This window comes from Halobaculum sp. MBLA0143 (assembly GCF_041361465.1).
In the GTDB taxonomy this organism is placed as follows: Archaea; Halobacteriota; Halobacteria; order Halobacteriales; family Haloferacaceae; genus JAHENP01.
The window spans coordinates 1,438,790-1,453,927 of the sequence record NZ_JBGKAC010000001.1 but is presented as its reverse complement, the minus strand read 5'-3'; the positions used below and the strand labels follow the sequence as shown (position 1 = coordinate 1,453,927).

Sequence of the window (15,138 nt, the reverse complement as noted above, 5' to 3'; positions counted from 1 at the left end):
GCGAGCGACTCGGCTGGGGTGGCTCGCGGGGCCGGCGTCGGAGTGGTCGGTCGACGGTGGGCTCGAACGGTGAGCGCCGGGGTTATGTCCGGGCTCTCGTAACGTCCGACAATGACAGAGTCGGAGGTGTCCGACGACACGGAGGCGGCGATCGTCGAGGCAGCCTACCGGGCGCTGTGTGCGAACGGCTACGCCGACACGACCATCTCCGCCATCGCGGCGGAGTTCGAGAAGAGCAAGTCGCTGCTGTACTACCACTACGACGACAAGGAGGCGCTTCTGGAGGACTTCCTCCGATTCATGCTGGACAGACTGGAGTCGGACCTGACGGCGACCGCGGACGGCGACCCCGAGGAACGACTGTGGGCGGTGCTCGACAGGCTGTTGCCGCCGGAGTTGGACGAAGAAGGGATGCGCTTCCGGCGGGCGTTGTTGGAGATTCGGGCGAACGCGCCCCACTCGGAGACGTTCCACGAGCGGTTCAGCCGATCCGACGAGGTGATCCTGGGACTGCTGGCGGACGCACTCCGGGCGGGCACGGAGACGGGGGTGTTCCGGCCGGTCGACCCGGAGGAGACGGCGGAGTTCCTCTACGCGACCGCCTACGGCGGACTGGAACGCGCGGTGACACTCGACGACCCGGAGACGGTGGCCCGCACGCGCCGGGCGATCCGCCGGTACCTCGACGACTGTGTCCGGGAGACGTGAGCGACGTGAACGGCGTCACGGCCTGTGCTGCAGTTGCCACAACAGCTGTTGTGGTGACCGAGAATTTTCGAACGTAAACAATTTATGTAGTAAGTGTTACCCACCAGGTGGACAGTGTGGCTACGTTTCACGGGGACGGCTCACAGTGGTGTGCACTGTGTCCGCGTGGAGCGCCGTGCCACCGAGGACTCACTATGACAGACGAAATCACACGGAGACGGTACCTGAAAGGTGCCGCAGGCGTCGGAGCGACACTGGCAGCCGCCGGCTGTGCGAGCGGCGGCGGTGACGGTGCATCGAACGAACTAGAGGTGTTGCACGCCTGGACGGGGGGTGACGGGAAGAAGGCGGTCGAGAACCTGATCTCCGTCTGGAACGAGCAACACTCCGACGTGGCGTCGAACTTCAAGGCCATCGGTGGAGGGGCCAACCAGAACCTCAAGAGCGTGCTCAACACGCGGTTCTCGAACGACGACCCACCGAGCGCCTTCCAGGACTGGCCGGGCAAGAACTTCGCACGGTACGAGGGTGTCCTCGGGGACATCTCCAGCGTCTGGGAGGGTGACGACGGCCTCGCGGAGGCACACGTCGAAGAGGCGGCCGAGCTGTGCCGACAGGACGGCACCTACCACGCGGTGCCCATCGGCTCTCACCGGCTCAACTGCCTGTTCTACAACGTGAGCGTCCTGGAGGACGCCGGCGTCGATCCCGACTCGCTGGACTCGGCGTCGAAGCTGATGGACGCGATGGACACCGTCGCCTCGGAGACGGACGCGGTGCCGCTGGCACACGGCATGAAGGCGCCGTGGACGACACTCCAGCTGTGGGCGGCGGTGATGCTGTCGACCGGCGGCGTCGACTCCTACATGGACTTCGTCAACAACGGTGGCTCGAAGGGAGCCGTCCGGGAGGCCTTCTCGGTCACGAAGACCATGCTGGACGAGTACATCGAGAACGGTGCCGCCTCCACCGGCTTCACGGGCGCCAACCAGATGATCATGGACGGCGACGCCGCGTTCATCCACCAGGGTAACTGGGCGGCCGGTGCCTTCCGGAACAGAGAGGACTTCGCGTACGACGAAGACTGGGGCTTCAAGACGTTCCCCGGGACGGAGGGGATGTACACCTTCCACACGGACGCGTTCCTCTACCCGTCGAACAATCCGTCTCCGGAGGCGTCGGAGACGTGGATGCGGTTCGTCGGCTCCAAGGACGCCCAGGTGGCGTTCAACAAGTTCAAGGGGTCCATCCCGACTCGGACGGACGTCGACGAGAGCGAGTTCGGCCCGTACCTCCAGGAGACGATCCAGGACTTCGCCGAGGCGAACGAGAAGCCGCCGACGCTGGCACACGGGCTGGCGGCCCAGCCGGAGCAGGTCAGCTCGCTGAAGAGCGCACTGACGAGCGACTTCACCGGGCCGTACAACGTCGATTCGGCGACCGAGTCGTTCGTCTCGACGCTCCAGTCGTAACGTAGCCCAACGATGACCACTTTTTCGTACGTGCGACAAGTGCTGGAGCGTGTGGTGGGTACCGACGACGAGGAGGAGACGGTCACGGACGGCGGGGTCCCGGCAGACAGTGGCGTCCGCGAACGTCTCGCCGACCGGGTGGGGGAGGACTTCCTGGAGTCGGCGCCGTTCTGGCTGCCGCCGGCGGCGCTCGTCGGGCTGTTCGTCTACGGCGCCGTCGTCTGGAACGTCGTCATCAGCCTGACGGACTACGAGGGGTTCGCCAACCCGGACTACACCGACCTGGACTTCGACATGTACGCCCAGGCGTTCTCGTCCACGCAGGTGGTGACGGCGGGCGTGAACACGCTCGTGTTGCTGGTCGGGTTCACCGTAGTGTCGTTGGCGTTCGGGCTCGTGATTGCGATCCTCGTCGATCGTAACATCAGGTTCGAGAACACGTTCCGGACGATCTACCTCCTGCCGATGAGTCTGTCGTTCGTAGTCACGGCACAGTTCTGGCTGTGGATATACGACTACGACGGGGTGTTGAACAACCTCTTCGGCGTGATCGGCGTCGGGCCGTTCGCCTTCATCGGCAACCAGACGCTCGTGTTGGCGGCGGTGGTGCTCGCGCTCGTGTGGCAGTTCTCCGGCTACACGATGGTGGTGTACCTCGCCGCGCTGCGGGCGATTCCGACGGAACACTTCGAGGCTGCTCGGGTGGACGGTGCCTCCGTCCTGAAGATGTACTGGCGCGTGATCGTCCCACAGCTGAAGAGCGCGACCGTCTCGGCGTCGGTCGTCCTGATGGTGTTCGCGCTGAAGGCGTTCGACTTCCTGTTCGCGCTCGTCGGGGGGTACCGCCCGCCCAACGGGGCGGACATCCTGGCGACGAAGATGGTGCGGGAGGCGTTCCAGAACCAGAACTGGGCGTACGGCTCCGCCATCGCCATCCTGTTGTTCCTGATGGCGCTGGGCGTGATCGGCCCGTACCTCTACTACGAGTACACGAACGACAACCTCTGACACCGACACGATGACACGCACACACGAACACGGACGGACGCACCGCTCGGAGGTGGTCGCGTGAGCACACTCGACGCGAACGAGGAGGGGTTCGACCTGAACCCGTACCGCATCGGGCTGTACCTCTCTCTGGGAGTCCTCTTGACGTTCTTCCTGACGCCGATCGAGACGGGGATCGTCACCTCGCTGAAGACGCCGAGCGCGGTGAGCACGACCTCGCCGATCGTGCCGTCGTTGGAGGGGTTCACCCTCGGTAACTACGCGACGGCGGTGTCCGAGCTGCTCCCGGGGATGGTGAACAGTCTGCTGTACGCCGTGCCGGCGACGATCCTGTCGGCGTTGTTCGGCAGCTTCGCCGCCTACGGGCTCACTCTGACGGACTGGCGGGGCCAGGTCGGCGTGTTGCTCCTGTTCGTCGCCGGGATCTTCATCCCGTACCAGGCGGTCCTGGTGCCGCTGACGCGGTTCTTCTCGATCCTCGGTCTGTCACAGCTGGGGATCTGGGGGCTGCTCGGGATCGAGAGCGCCTACGCCGGGATCGTAGAACTCATCATCACACACACTGCGTACGGCATCCCGATCTGTACGATCCTGTTCCGGTCGTACTACAAGGGGATGAGCGAGGAGATGCTGGAGTCGGCACGACTCGAGGGGGCGACCGTCAGGCGGGCGTACCGGCGGATCGTGTTCCCGTTGTCGACGCCGATGTTCGCGGTCGTGTTGATCTACCAGTTCACCCAGATCTGGAACGACCTGTTGTTCGCGCTCGTGTTGGTGCAGGCGGAGTCGTCGGCGGCGGCCCCGGTTACGCTGATCCTCGCCGGGCTGGGGGCGTCACAGAGCGGGACGATCTTCGGACTACGGATGGCCGGGGCGTTCGTCGCGGCCCTACCGACGCTGGCGGTGTACGTGCTGTTCGGCGAGGAGTTCGCCAAGGGGGTGGCCACGTAACCATGTCACGACTCCAACTGGACGACCTGACGAAGGTGTTCACTGACGACGACGGCGGCCAGGTGGTCGCCGTCGAGGACGTATCGATCGACGTGCCGGACGGGGAGTTCCTGGTGCTCGTCGGCCCGTCGGGCTGCGGGAAGTCGACGACGCTCCGGATGATCGCCGGCTTGGAGACGGTGACGGACGGCCACATCCGGCTGGGCGACCGCGTGATCGACAACCGGAAGCCGCAGGATCGGGACATCGCCATGGTGTTCCAGTCGTACGCGCTGTACCCCCACATGACGGTCCGGGGAAACATGTCGTTCGGACTCGAGGAGTCGACGGAGATGTCGGACGACGAGATCCGGACGCTCGTGGACGACACGGCGGAACTGCTCGAGATCGCGGAGCTGTTGGAGCGGAAGCCGGCGGAGCTGTCGGGCGGCCAGCGTCAACGGGTGGCGCTCGGGCGGGCGATCGTCCGGGAGCCGGAGGTGTTCCTGATGGACGAGCCGTTGTCGAACCTGGACGCCAAGCTCCGGTCGGAGATGCGGACGGAGCTCCAACGGCTCCAGGAGGACCTGGACACGACGACGGTGTACGTCACCCACGACCAGACGGAGGCGATGACGATGGGCGACCGGATCGCCATCCTGAACGACGGCGAACTCCAGCAGGTGGCGACGCCGTTGGAGGCGTACCACCAGCCCGCAAACCGGTTCGTCGCGGGGTTCATCGGCGAGCCGTCGATGAACTTCTTCGAGATGGAGGCCCGCGGCGACGAACTCGTCCACGCGCCCGGCGGCGACACGGCCGCGGGGGAGTTCACCTACCCCGTCTCGGCGGACACGCGGGAGTCGCTGGGCGACACGACCCACGTCACGCTGGGGATCAGGCCGGAGTCGGTGGAGGTCGTCGGCGCGGTGGAACACAACCGCGACTTCGAGACGACGGTGGACGTGGTGGAGCCGATGGGCGACGAGAACAACGTCTACCTGGCGTTCTCGGCGGACTCCGAGCGGACGTTCGTCGCCACGGTCGGTGGGATGCGTCGCGTCGACGAGGGGCAGCCGGCGGTCGCGCGCATCCCGGAGTCGGCGATCCACCTGTTCGACGCCGACAGCGGCGAGACGCTCCAGAGTCGGTCCCTGGAGGAGACGGAGACGACGGAGCCGGAGCTGTAGCCGCCCGGAAGACACAAGCCGGCGGCAGCCGTCTACGGCGGCGTGGCCGGACACGAGCGCTCGGCGACGGACGGCGGTGACCCCGTGCGGGTGCGGCCGGGCGACATCTCGGCGGTGGACGCGGTCGCGGAGCTGTGGGTCAGACTCGCGACCGACCAACGAGCGTACGGCTCACACCTCCTGGCGGAGCCGAACCGGCAGCTCGCCCGGGACGCCGCAGCCCAACACGCCGTGACCGGCGGACTGCTCGTCGCACGCGACGACGACGAGGTGGTCGGGTTCGTCACCTTCTCCAAAGAACAGGGTGACTACGACGTGGACAGCCGGCGGGGGCTCGTCCACGACCTGTTCGTCGACGAACAGTACCGTGGCCGCGGGGTCGGCGGGCGCCTGCTCGCGGCCGCAGAAGACCGGCTGGCAGCCGACGACGTGACGCACGTCTCGTTGGAGGCGATGGCCGGAAACACGGACGCACGGCGGTTCTACGAGCGCAACGGGTACGAGGTGTTCCGGGTGGAGATGGAGAAGGAGATCCGAGACTGATCGACTGAAAGCGACACGCTCACGTATCCGGGTGCGGTACGGCAGAGTGCGCCTGGGGAGCATGGGCGGTGCATGCACTCGACTTGTAATCGAGACTTCGCGGGTTCGAATCCCGCCCCAGGCTGTTCTGCGGGAGCGACGTGAGCGGTGAACGGAGTGAACCGCGAGCGGAGCGACCGCGAACAGTCGTAGAGGCGGGGTTCGAAGCGGGGAGCGAACGGAGTGAGCGACCGTGGTTCGAATCCCTTCGTCGCCTCCAGGCTCTGTTGTGGGCGAAGTGGACGACGAACGAGCCGAAATCAAGAACGCTGCCGGTTCGGGGGACGCAGCCGCGAGAACGGGACAGTTGCGGGCCAGGAGGCGCGAACAGTGGCTGTGGTGTGACTCTGACTGTTGGAGATGCCACCCGCGGGGCGGTCACGCGGCTCCGTACGCAATCACCCTGCCGCGCGCGAGCGTGACGTACAACAAATCGCCGACGGCAGCGAGGTGGACGGGCACACCGGGAACGTCGACCGACCACAGTCGGTCGCCGGGTGTGTCGAAGGCGACGACGCGTCCGGTACCGCCTCCCTCACGGTCCAGCGGGAGGGCAACGTACACTCGGTCGTCAGCGACAAGTGGCGCGACCGCGCGAGTCCCCTCACCCGGGAATGTCCTGCGCCAGCGTTCCGCCCCAGTCGCGGTCTCGAACGCTTGGAGTGTTGTGTTCGTCCGCTCTGGGAACCCGTCGTCGCGTGGAGGAATACGCGCAGAGACGACGTAGCCGACGCCGTCCGCGACCGCCGGTGACGACACCGACTGCTCGAACGACCCCAGTGGACCACCGTCAGTCATCCATTTTGTCGGCACCGGGCGGTGCCACCGTCGCTCCCCGTCGACACCGAAACAGTGGAGACCGGGAGCGATGGCAGAACTCTCCGGTTCGAACGTATTGACGAGACGCACCGTCGGAACGACGACTCCGTCACCGGTCACGACGGGTGAGCGCCACCGTCGTCTCGGTCCCGGTCTGCGTTTCCACTGGCGTGTCGGCTCGGGGAGGAGGTGTGCCAGCCAGCCGTCCGTTCGGTCGTAGTATCCGACGGTAGTCGGCATCGGGAGCGACAGGGAGTCGTCGGTGACTGCCGCCGGTGCCGGCGGCTCTGTGGCGTTCTCGTTGACGACACGCCATCGGCGGGTGCCGTCCGCGGCGAACCCGACGTGTCCGTGCTGCGTTGGGACGACGACGAGACGGCCGTCGGTAACGGGCGCAGACGGGCCGAGACCGCAGCTGACGGTGTGTTCGACTGTACCCGTCGCCGGGTCGACGAGACCGAACGAGCCTCGGGGCCAGTAGCTTCCGGACAGTGTCGTCTTCGCTCGCTCGACGACACACAGGCCTCTATCCGTGTGGACGCAGCCGACGACGAACCGATTGTCACGATTACAGCGCCACTGTCGCTCGCCCGTCGTGGCGTCGTAACAGGTGATCGCCTCACCGCCGACGAACAGACGGCCGTCCATGACGATCGGCGTCGGGCGTGAAAACCGGCCGGCAGTCACGGCGGCGTCGCTGTACCGCGTAAGTTCCGTTGTCCGCCAGACGACCGTCGGCTTCTCTTCTGGTGGCGTTGCTCGCGGGCTGTAGCCGGTGTTGTGTGAGTCGTGATCACGAGTGGGCCAGTGACCCGACGGGGCGGTCGCAATCGGATCACTTGCTGTCCGTGTACCGCACCCGGCCAACGAACTGGCGAAACCCGTGGTCACGGTTGCGAGGAACGCCCGCCGCTTGGTTGTTAGACTCACGTCTAGAGATGAGCTGTGGAGTGAACTATCTTAGCTCTCTCGGACGCTGGTCAGTAGCACGCGGTTCCATCTCCATCAGTGCCTGAACCACGATCGCGTCATCGTCCAGCACCCGTCGTCTCTCCGCACGTTCACATTGGTGGCTGTTCGTCCGTCAGAGGAGAGGCGAGAGGCTAGCGGGGGGGTGAGGGGGCGCTTCTGGAGGAGACTCGACGCGCCATAGAACCTGGGGTCGGTCACGCAGTGACCGACAGCCGAGGCGACCAGAGATGTCCTCTCACGGACACTCACACCCGCCGAACGGACAGCCCGTCACCGAAGTCCACGGCGTGGATCTCGCAGTCGATCCCGGTCGCGTCGCGGTAGTCGTCACGCACGGAGTCGACGACGCTCTCTCGGGCGTCGGGCTCGACGAGACCGATTGCGCTGCCACCCCAGCCGCCGCCGACCATGCGGGCGCCGAAGGTGCCGGCGGCGGTGTCTAAGGCGTCGACGGCCGCGTCGAGTTCCGCACACGACACCTCGTAGTCGTCCCGGAGGCTGCGGTGTGACTCGCGGAGGAGGTCGCCGACGCGGGCCAAGTCGCCGTCTGCGAGGGCGTCGGCGGCCGCGCGGACCCGTCGGATCTCCGTGGTGACGTGGCGGGCGCGAGCCGCGAGCGGCTCCGGGAGCGTCTCGGCGTGTTCGGCCACCTCGTCCGGGGTCACGTCGCGCAGCGAGCGGACGCGCTTGCCCAGCAGTTCGTCCAGCCGGGCGGTGGCCTCGTGACACTCTCGGACGCGCTCGTTGAACCCGGAGTCGGTGAGTTCGTGCGAGACGGTAGTGTCGACGACGAGCAGCTCGGCCGCGTCGGTGTCGAGCGGGATGGGACGCACGTCGCGCGAACGGCAGTCGATCCGGAGGGCGTGGTCCGCCTGGCCGAGCGCGCTGGCGAACTGGTCCATGATCCCGCAGGCCATCCCGACCTCCTCGTTTTCCGCGCGCCAGCAGGCGTCCGCGAGCGCCTCGGGCGACCGATCCAGGTCGTGGACGGCGTCGACGGCGCCGGCGACGGCGACCTCTAGCGACGCCGACGAGGAGACCCCGGCGCCGACGATCACGTCGCCGCCGACGACCAGGTCGACCCCGGCCGAGACATCGGTGTCGTCCGCCAGGACGGTCGCGGTGCCGACGACGTAGGCGGCCCAGTCGTCGCGGTCGTCGCCCAGCGACGCGGTGACGGTGTCGTCCATTCGTGCCGAGTGCACTCGGACGGTGTCGTCCGATCGCGGGGCGGCGGCGACGACGGTGGCGCGGTCGATGGCTGCCGGCAGGACGATCCCGGCGTTGTAGTCGACGTGGCCGCCGACGAGGTTCACCCGCCCGGGGGCCCGCGACAGCACGGTCGGCGACGACTCGAACCTCTGCTCAAACGTCTCCGTGACGCCGTGGTCGGCACGCATCGTCCGGGTCGTAGTGGTCGACGGGTTTGAATCCCACCGACGCGTCGCGGGAGCCGTCGGGGGCGACGAGCGGCGACCGAGAGGCCAGAGAACCGGTCGCGTGGAGAGCCCCCGAACGCGGGGTTTACGTCTCCCGCCCGCGAGAGGGAGCGGTATGCGACTGGATCGCCGTGAGGCGTTGCGTCTGGGGGTGGCGGCGACGGCGCTGACCGGCGGCTGTGTGGCCCGAGACACCGGCCGACGGCCGGAGCCGGCGCCGGACGGGGACGTCGGCGCACGGACGGAGGTGGGTCCAGAGGAGACGACGACGCCGACGGAGACACCGACGGCGACCCCGGCGCCGGCGCCGAACCCGGAGCTCGCCGACCGCACCGGGCGGCTCGTCGGCGAGGTGACGTGGCTGGCCACGGAGTACCCGGCGGCAGTCGACAGGGCGCAGGCGGCGCTGCGGGAGGCCAGGGACGCGGGGGTCGCGCTGCGAACGGAAGCGGAGGTCTCGCTGGCCGAGACGCGCCGGCTCCGACGGACGCTCCGCGAACAGGTGGCGGTAGTGGAGTCGGCGTTCGCCCCCCACTTCGGACTCCACAACCTGTTGCGCCGGCGGATGGAGGGGTTCGGCGGGACGATCGAGCGGTTCGCACGCCGGGGTGACGACGACCGGGTTCGAGAGGAACTCGATCGGCTGATTCAGTACCTGGAGGGAGTGGCGAGCGACCGGTTCTACGAGGAGTCGCTGCCGAGACAGCCGATCAACAACGTGGCCGTGCGGTACGCCAGGCGTGGCGAGTTCGTCCCGACGGCGCCGTTGCTGTTCCAGGTCAGGGACGTGAACACGGGGTTCGACGCGTACGCCTACGAGACGCGGCCGGAGGCGCCGACGCCGTACGATCTCGGTCGACCGGCCGTGTCGGACGCGGAGACGCGCGGGCTGTTGCGGTTGTTCGCGCCGCTGCGGGTGCGACGAGGGCGGAGCCGCGAGACGATCGTCGCGTTCACCGAGGGGGAGACGAGCGGCCCGGGAGAGGTGGCGAGCGAGCCCCTGGTGTTCGGGACCCAGAGTCCGGCGGTCGGCACGGACCGGACAGCGTACGTCCAGACGTACGACTCGGTCGCCGCGGCACGACGGGGGGCGGCGCTGGCGGGCGCTCGCGTCGGAACCGACGAGTTCGGGGAGAGTCCGACGCTCGTCGGCAACACCGTCTGGAACAGGGTGTACTACACGTTCGACGGAGACGTGACGTACGCCTACTTCACGCGGGCCGGTCGACACCTGCTCGTCACGGGAGCGACAGAGGTCGCGTGGGAGGAACGCGTCGGCTGGGGGGAGACGCACGACCGAACCTGGCTGGCGGGGGAGTGAGCCGAGCGCGTCGAGCCAGGTTTATTCGGTCTGCCCGGCAACGGCCGTGTGTGGACCGGACACGACGCGGACTGCTCGTCGCGCTGTTGGGCGTCGGGAGCGGCTGTCTCGGCTTCGGCAGCGACAACGAGGTGACGCCGGTGCCGGTCGACACGACTGCGCCGCAGACCCCGACGGCGACGGAGAGCCCGATGCCGACGCCGACGGAGAGTCCAACCCCGATGGCGACGGAGAGTCCAACCCCGGCGGCGACGGAGAGTCCAACCCCGGCGGCGACGGAGAGCCCAACCCCGACGGCGACAGAGAGCCCAACCCCGACGGCGACAGAGAGCCCGACCCCGAAGGGGGCACAGGCGCCGCCGCCGGGGTCGTTGGCCGTCGAGCTGCGGGAGTACGACGTTCGGTTCTCTCCCAGCGGACCGTTGTGTGACGTGACCATCGACCTCCAGAACCGCGGTGACGTGGTGTTCAGGACTGTCGACCTCCGCGTCGAGGTTCGGTACGACCCGATCGGTGGCGACCAGTTCCTCGCGGGCGTGGGCTACGTCAGACGACGGTTCTACGGGTTCGGCCCTGGCGACAGCGAGCGGCTGGTGGAGACGTTCGAGCTGACGGACTCTCGGATCAGTGGACGGGAGTCGGACGACCGGTTCGAGTTGGCGCTCCAGTACCGCGGCGTGGAGTACCGGGAACTCTGACCGCCGGGACCGCCAGTTTGATTCGCTCACGGGCCGCCTACGGAGACGTGTACGGTCGTGCAGTCGCGCCCGGCGCGGGCACCGTAGTGAACGCACTGGCGACGGGCCGCGGGTCGGCGTTCGCCATCGACGCCGAGACGACTGCGTCCGTCCGGCTGTCGCCGGAGACAGAGACGGTGACCGGCGAGATCGCCGGCGCACCCGACGGGGACACGACGCTGATCGAGCGGTGTGTCGCCGCCGTGACGGGACGGTACGGCGACGGCGAGGGGGGGACGGTTCGGACGACCAGCGAGGTGCCGACGGCGGCGGGGCTGAAGTCGTCGTCTGCGGCCGCGAACGCGACCGTGCTGGCGACGCTCGCGGCGCTGGACGTGCCGATCGTCGCCGAGCGGAACGGGGAGAGCGGCGACGAGAGAGACGGCGACACCCCAGTCTCGCTCGCGGACGCCTGTCGGCTGGGTGTCGCGGCGGCCCGCGACGCGGGCGTCACCGTCACCGGCGCGTTCGACGACGCCTCCGCGAGTATGCTGGGCGGCGTCACCGTCACGGACAACCGGGCGGACGAACTCCTGTCGCGGACGGCGTTCGACCACGACGTCGTCGTCTGGACGCCGCCGGAACGCGCCTACAGCGCCGAGACGGACACCGCCGCCTGCGAGCGGGTGGCGTCCGTCGCGTCCCACGCCGTCGAGTTGGCGCTGGCGGGCGAGTACGAGACGGCGATGACGGTCAACGGGCTGGCGTTCTCGGCGGCGCTGTCGTACCCGACGGCGCCGGCGGTGGAGGCGATGCCACACTGCGCCGGCGTGTCGCTGTCCGGAACCGGACCGAGCGTCGTCGCCGTCGGCGAGGGGCTCGACCCCGTCGCGGACGCCTGGCGCGACCGCGACGGCGAGGTGCTGGAGACGACGACCCGCGAGACGGGCGCCGAGGTCGTCGCGCACGGCGACGGGGCCCCGCCGACGGACTGGGGACTCGACGCGACGGACACCGACGCGAAGACGGACGGAAGGACGGACACGAGTGCGGTGACGACGACGGACGGGGAGACGGACACGGAGACACGCGAACGCGGAAGAGACCGACACCGATGACAGACGACACGACGGACGACTGGGGCGGACAGGCCGGGGCCGGCGGGTCGGACCCCGAGGAGATGACACTCGACGAACTCCGAGAGGAGATTCGGTCGATCGACCGGGAACTCGTGGAGCTGATCGCGCGCCGGACGTACGTCGCCGACACCATCGCCGACGTGAAGGCCGCCCACGACCTCCCGACGACGGACGAGGCACAGGAACAGGCCGTGATGGACCGCGCGGGCGACAACGCCCAGCAGTTCGAGGTGGACTCGAACCTGGTGAAGGCGATCTTCAGACTCCTGATCGAACTGAACAAGGTGGAACAACGGGAGCAGCGGTAGTTCGGCGACGACGGATCGAGGTTTATCGAGGGCCGGAGCCGACGGCCTCTCCGCACACGAGCGGTCGCCACGACTCGGCGAAACAGACCGAGTGAGACGTAGTAGTACGCCTGTCTGTCCGGAGTGACCGGCGACGACGACGAGATCGTCACGGTGAGTTTCGAGCTCACGCAGTCGTCTCCCGACGAGATAGACGACGCCTGGCAGGGGCGTGAGTTCGACAGTCGCAGCGAGTTCATCAGGCACACATCCCGGGACGCGACGGAGTTTCCGGCGTTCGACCGCGACGAACTCGTGGCGTTGCTCCGAGCCGAAAGGAGAGATGCGCGGGGGGCGCACCACGAGCCCCGTCGAGGCCCGCGAGCGGTTCGGCGCGGACGACGACGAGTGACGGCGACTGGACGTGGGAGTTGGCGTCGAACGCCGAAGACGACCTCGCTGCACTCGACGCTCACGAGCGAGAGCGAACACTGGACAGACTGGACGAGACCGTCAGTTCGCCGTGGCGTGACCCGCCGGACTACGGTGAACCACTGCAGAACAGTCCACACAGGGAGGTCCGCGTCGGCGAGTTCTGGCTGTCCGTGACGTTCCGACAGGGCGAACGGCGGACGGTGGTCGCCCGGATCGAGCGTCGCGGTGGGGCCTACACCGCCGACAACGACTGATAGACGCTCCAGCCGCGTCGTCCGGGTGGTAGTGACCGCCTCAGAGTCGCTTCAGCCCGAGACTGTACTCCAGTGTGTCGTAGTCGCTCGTGCGGGTCGTCGGGGTCGACCGCGGGCACACTCGAGGCCCGACGGCCAGCCAGCGAGAGTACGTCGGCGGTCGCGGCGAGCCGACGCTACTCCAGCGTGAACGTCTCGTCGCCGTCCAGCACCTCGACGTTCGCGTCGCTGCCGGTCGCGGCGACCTCGTCGACGAACCGGTCGGTGTCGATCTCGACCGGCGGGAACGTGTCGTAGTGCATCGGGAACGCGTGGTCGACGTCCAGCCAGTCGACCGCGATGGCGGCCTGTGTCGGCCCCATGGTGAAGTGGTCGCCGGCCGGGACGGCGGCGGCGTCCGGCTCCAGGTACTCGCCGATCACGTCGCGCATCTCCGTCATCAGCCCGGTGTCGCCGGCGTGGTAGAACGTCGTCCCGGCGTCGTCGTCCGACGACAGCGTCGGCCGGTGTTCGGAGATCACGAAGCCGGCGGGCATCCCGACCTCGTGTTCGTACCCGGTGTTCAGCCCGTTCGTGTGGTCGGCGCGGTGCATCGTGACGAAGGCGTTGCCACACGCTACCGTGCCGCCGAGATTCATCCCGACGGTGTCTTCGAACCCGAGTTCCGCCTCGGCGTAGCCGGCGATCTCCGGCGTGGCCACCAGCGTGGCGTCGGCGAACTCCCCGGCGTGTGCGATGTGATCGGCGTGGCCGTGTGTCAGGAGGACGAACTCCGGCGTCTCTACGTCCTCCGGCTCCAGATCCGTGTGCGGGTTGTCGAAGAACGGGTCGATCAGCAGCGTCGTGTCGTCGAGCGTGACGTGCCAGGTCGAGTGGCCGTGCCAAGTGAGTTCCATGCGTTCGACGGTTCGACCCCGCCGCTCATAAATCCGGTCGACCTCGTCACGCCGCCGGTCGTCACCTGCAGTGACCGAGGGCAAGCGTCTTGTTCGGCGCGACACTGACTCGTAGTATGGTCACGCTGTCGGCTCGATCGCGTGCGTTTCTCTCCGGGTACGGGCTCGGGATCGGGGGAGCGCTTCTCGCGCTCGTTCTCGGACTGATCGCGGCGCTCGCCATGTTCGCGCTCGGGGCGGTCGGCGCGCAGGTGTCGACGGAGGCCCGGATCGTCGTGTTGCTCGTCTTCGGGCAGTACGTCCCGTTCATGGGGTTCCCGCTGGCCTACCTCTCCGTGTACCGTGGGTTCTCCTGGTCGGACGTCCGGTCGTACCTCGGCGTCCGCGTCCCGAGTCTGAAGGAGCTCGGGTTCGTCGTCGGGGGGCTGTTCTCAGTGTTCGCGCTCGTCCTCGGGATGAGTATCGTCGTCCAACTGGTGGGAGTCACCCCGGCAGAGAACAACGCCAGCCAGGTGGCCCAGCAGTCGGACTCGCTGGCGTTGTTGTTGGTCGTCGCCTCGCTCGTCGTGATCGGCCCCTGCGAGGAGACCCTGTTCCGGGGCACCGTCCAGAACCGCCTCCGGGAGGAGTTCTCGGCGCCGACGGCGATCACGCTGACGGCGGTCCTGTTCGCGGCGGTCCACGTCACCGCGCTCACCGGCGGGGCCGGCGCTCGGGCGGTGACGATCGGCGTTCTGCTCGTCCCGAGCTTCGTGTTCGGGATCACCTACGAGCTCACCGACAACCTCGTCGTCCCCACGCTGATCCACGGCACCTGGAACGCGATGCTGTTCTCGCTGATCCTGTTGGGCGGTCAGGTCGCCGAGACGAGTGTCGTCCTGCCGCTGTAGGGTTCGGACCCAGTCCGTGGCGAATCCGCCACGGACCCCAACAACCCGGCCCGCGCACGCCCTCCGACGGCCGACGCAGACGGCACCACTCGTCTGTGCCCGCCTCGGGTCGTGCGACT

General features: G+C 68.1%; 14 protein-coding genes, 1 tRNA gene and 2 pseudogenes. 14 read left to right on the top strand and 3 right to left on the bottom strand.

Annotation, left to right across the window (positions count from 1 at the left end; genetic code table 11):
* Positions 1–111 precede the first annotated feature (111 nt).
* The 7 genes from RYH79_RS07500 (at position 112) to RYH79_RS07470 (ending at position 5,975) form a co-directional block, all read left to right on the top strand.
* Positions 112–708 carry a TetR/AcrR family transcriptional regulator gene (locus tag RYH79_RS07500; RefSeq protein ID WP_370897746.1) on the top strand — a complete coding sequence of 199 codons (597 nt, stop codon included), beginning with the start codon at positions 112–114 and terminating at the stop codon, positions 706–708.
* Positions 709–902: 194 nt separating this feature from the next.
* Positions 903–2,180 (top strand): ABC transporter substrate-binding protein, encoded by a 1,278-nt coding sequence (locus RYH79_RS07495; protein WP_370897744.1) that lies wholly within the window; start codon positions 903–905, stop codon positions 2,178–2,180.
* A 12-nt stretch (positions 2,181–2,192) separates the two neighbouring features.
* Entirely contained in the window at positions 2,193–3,188 is a 996-nt protein-coding gene (locus tag RYH79_RS07490; protein ID WP_370897742.1) for a carbohydrate ABC transporter permease, read from the top strand.
* 60 nt (positions 3,189–3,248) lie between these two features.
* Positions 3,249–4,139 (top strand): carbohydrate ABC transporter permease, encoded by an 891-nt coding sequence (locus RYH79_RS07485; protein ID WP_370897740.1) that lies wholly within the window; start codon positions 3,249–3,251, stop codon positions 4,137–4,139.
* A gap of 2 nt (positions 4,140–4,141) precedes the next feature.
* Positions 4,142–5,308: an ABC transporter ATP-binding protein gene (locus tag RYH79_RS07480; protein WP_370897738.1), complete on the top strand. Its 1,167-nt coding sequence runs from the start codon at positions 4,142–4,144 to the stop codon at positions 5,306–5,308.
* Between the two features lie 42 nt (positions 5,309–5,350).
* Positions 5,351–5,851 (top strand): GNAT family N-acetyltransferase, encoded by a 501-nt coding sequence (locus tag RYH79_RS07475; RefSeq protein WP_370897736.1) that lies wholly within the window; start codon positions 5,351–5,353, stop codon positions 5,849–5,851.
* A gap of 50 nt (positions 5,852–5,901) precedes the next feature.
* Positions 5,902–5,975 (top strand) — tRNA-Thr (locus tag RYH79_RS07470).
* A 293-nt stretch (positions 5,976–6,268) separates the two neighbouring features.
* On the opposite strand, the gene RYH79_RS07465 is transcribed toward RYH79_RS07470, so the two are convergent.
* Both RYH79_RS07465 and galK read right to left on the bottom strand, forming a co-directional pair.
* Positions 6,269–7,600 (bottom strand): outer membrane protein assembly factor BamB family protein, encoded by a 1,332-nt coding sequence (locus RYH79_RS07465; RefSeq protein ID WP_370900807.1) that lies wholly within the window; start codon positions 7,598–7,600, stop codon positions 6,269–6,271.
* 326 nt (positions 7,601–7,926) lie between these two features.
* Positions 7,927–9,081, bottom strand: coding sequence for a galactokinase (gene galK, locus RYH79_RS07460; protein ID WP_370897734.1), 1,155 nt, complete (start codon positions 9,079–9,081; stop codon positions 7,927–7,929).
* 154 nt (positions 9,082–9,235) lie between these two features.
* On the opposite strand from galK, the gene RYH79_RS07455 reads away from it, so the two are divergent.
* From RYH79_RS07455 to RYH79_RS07430, 6 genes and pseudogenes are all read left to right on the top strand, one after another.
* The gene (locus RYH79_RS07455) at positions 9,236–10,441 is read left to right on the top strand and encodes a hypothetical protein (protein ID WP_370897732.1); all 1,206 of its coding nucleotides are present in this window, start codon (positions 9,236–9,238) and stop codon (positions 10,439–10,441) included.
* 50 nt (positions 10,442–10,491) lie between these two features.
* On the top strand, positions 10,492–11,139 hold the full coding sequence (locus RYH79_RS07450) for a RodZ family helix-turn-helix domain-containing protein (protein ID WP_370897730.1): 648 nt from the start codon (positions 10,492–10,494) through the stop codon (positions 11,137–11,139).
* 47 nt (positions 11,140–11,186) lie between these two features.
* A pseudogene (locus RYH79_RS07445) lies at positions 11,187–12,080 on the top strand (shikimate kinase); the annotation flags it as partial.
* Between the two features lie 152 nt (positions 12,081–12,232).
* The gene (locus RYH79_RS07440; protein ID WP_370897728.1) at positions 12,233–12,565 is read left to right on the top strand and encodes a chorismate mutase; all 333 of its coding nucleotides are present in this window, start codon (positions 12,233–12,235) and stop codon (positions 12,563–12,565) included.
* 114 nt (positions 12,566–12,679) lie between these two features.
* Positions 12,680–12,956: pseudogene (locus RYH79_RS07435) on the top strand (ribbon-helix-helix domain-containing protein).
* 19 nt (positions 12,957–12,975) lie between these two features.
* Positions 12,976–13,233, top strand: coding sequence for a type II toxin-antitoxin system RelE family toxin (locus RYH79_RS07430; protein WP_370897726.1), 258 nt, complete (start codon positions 12,976–12,978; stop codon positions 13,231–13,233).
* Between the two features lie 176 nt (positions 13,234–13,409).
* Here RYH79_RS07430 and RYH79_RS07425 read toward each other — a convergent pair whose 3' ends face one another.
* Complete coding sequence (locus RYH79_RS07425) at positions 13,410–14,129, bottom strand: metal-dependent hydrolase (RefSeq protein ID WP_370897724.1); 720 nt, start codon at positions 14,127–14,129, stop codon at positions 13,410–13,412.
* A 116-nt stretch (positions 14,130–14,245) separates the two neighbouring features.
* Here RYH79_RS07425 and RYH79_RS07420 point away from each other — a divergent pair, with 116 nt between their 5' ends.
* Entirely contained in the window at positions 14,246–15,019 is a 774-nt protein-coding gene (locus tag RYH79_RS07420; protein WP_370897722.1) for a CPBP family glutamic-type intramembrane protease, read from the top strand.
* Positions 15,020–15,138: the final 119 nt, after the last annotated feature.

Coding starts and splice junctions, on each gene's coding strand:
- RYH79_RS07490 (WP_370897742.1), top strand. CDS start 2,193: ATGACCACTTTTTCGTACGTGCGACAAGTGCTGGAGCGTGTGGTGGGT.
- galK (WP_370897734.1), bottom strand. CDS start 9,081: ATGCGTGCCGACCACGGCGTCACGGAGACGTTTGAGCAGAGGTTCGAG.
- RYH79_RS07495 (WP_370897744.1), top strand. CDS start 903: ATGACAGACGAAATCACACGGAGACGGTACCTGAAAGGTGCCGCAGGC.
- RYH79_RS07420 (WP_370897722.1), top strand. CDS start 14,246: ATGGTCACGCTGTCGGCTCGATCGCGTGCGTTTCTCTCCGGGTACGGG.
- RYH79_RS07455 (WP_370897732.1), top strand. CDS start 9,236: ATGCGACTGGATCGCCGTGAGGCGTTGCGTCTGGGGGTGGCGGCGACG.
- RYH79_RS07440 (WP_370897728.1), top strand. CDS start 12,233: ATGACAGACGACACGACGGACGACTGGGGCGGACAGGCCGGGGCCGGC.
- RYH79_RS07480 (WP_370897738.1), top strand. CDS start 4,142: ATGTCACGACTCCAACTGGACGACCTGACGAAGGTGTTCACTGACGAC.
- RYH79_RS07500 (WP_370897746.1), top strand. CDS start 112: ATGACAGAGTCGGAGGTGTCCGACGACACGGAGGCGGCGATCGTCGAG.
- RYH79_RS07425 (WP_370897724.1), bottom strand. CDS start 14,129: ATGGAACTCACTTGGCACGGCCACTCGACCTGGCACGTCACGCTCGAC.